General features: G+C 57.1%; 1 protein-coding gene. It reads right to left on the bottom strand.

The genetic code is table 11. The annotated features are described in order from the left end of the window. Positions 1–60 precede the first annotated feature (60 nt). Positions 61–1,157, bottom strand: a protein-coding gene (locus MHN28_RS24760) for an IS3 family transposase (protein ID WP_239345716.1) whose coding sequence is annotated in 2 segments (ribosomal slippage) — positions 61–908 and positions 908–1,157 — 1,098 coding nt in all. Because the reading frame shifts where the segments join, the coding sequence is not laid out codon by codon here. Positions 1,158–1,169: the final 12 nt, after the last annotated feature.

Genomic DNA, 1,169 nt, shown 5'->3' with positions numbered 1-1,169 from the left:
TGACCTGAGCCCCAAGTTTCCTCCAACCTTCGGAGAGTCCTTGGGTTCGGTTTGATGGCCTTACGCGGCCAGTTTGTCCATGTTCATTTTCTCTGCAAATTCCATTGGCGTTAGGTTGCCCAACGCCGAATGTGGTCTTTGATAGTTGTAATCCTCCTGCCATGCTTCCAGCGTTTCACGGGCCTCGGCCAGTGAGATGAAGAGCGTTTCATTCAGGCATTCGTCACGCAGCTTGCCATTGAAGCTTTCGATGAATGCGTTCTGGGTTGGTTTTCCTGGCGCGATGTAATGCCAGTCGATCCCGTTGTCCTGAACCCACCGCAGGATGGCCATGCTGGTGAATTCGGTGCCATTGTCGGAAACGATTGTCCCCGGTGCCTCGCGTTCGGAAATGACCCGGTCCAACTCCCGCGTGACCCGCAAGCCCGACAGCGACGTGTCGGCGACCAACGCGAGATTCTCGCGTGTGTAGTCATCCACCACGGCCAGGATGCGAAAACGACGGCCGTCCGTTAGCGCGTCAGACACGAAGTCCAAGCTCCATCTCTGGTTAGGCCCATCGGGCACAACCATCGGCCTTCGTGTGCCCAATGCACGCTTCCGTCCGCCCCTCCGACGCACTTGCAGTTTCTCTTCGCGATAGATCCGCCGGAACTTCTTGTGGTTCACTTGCCAGCCCTGCCGTTCGACCATCACATGCAACCGCCGATAGCCAAACCGGCGACGGTCCTTGGCGACAGCCTTCATGGCGTCACGCAGCTCCGTGTCGTCGTCCCGCCGTGACTGATACCGCACCGTTGACCGATCCACGTCCAGAGCAGAGCACGCCCGACGCTGGCTCACCTGATGGACCTCCACCAGATGTGCCACCGCCTTCCGCTTGGCATCGGGCGTCACCACTTTTTTGAGTTCACATCTCGAAGCATGGCGTTGTCCAACATCTGTTCCGCCAGCAGCTTCTTGAGCTTGGCATTCTCAGTTTCAAGCGCACGCAGTTTCTTGGCGTCTGACGGCTCCATGCCGCCATACTTCGATTTGTATTTGTAGAAGGTGCCCTGGCTAATACCATAGCGCCTGCACACGTCAGCAGTCCGCTCGCCTGCTTCCTGTTCCTTGATCATCTGGATGATCTGTTCGTCGGTGAATCTCGTCTTCATTTGTCCGTCCTT

The sequence above is a fragment of the Ruegeria sp. Ofav3-42 genome, from assembly GCF_022347725.1.
Taxonomy (GTDB): Bacteria; Pseudomonadota; Alphaproteobacteria; order Rhodobacterales; family Rhodobacteraceae; genus Ruegeria.
Note: the sequence above shows the minus strand (reverse complement) of the source record. Positions and strands in the feature narration are given on the sequence as shown.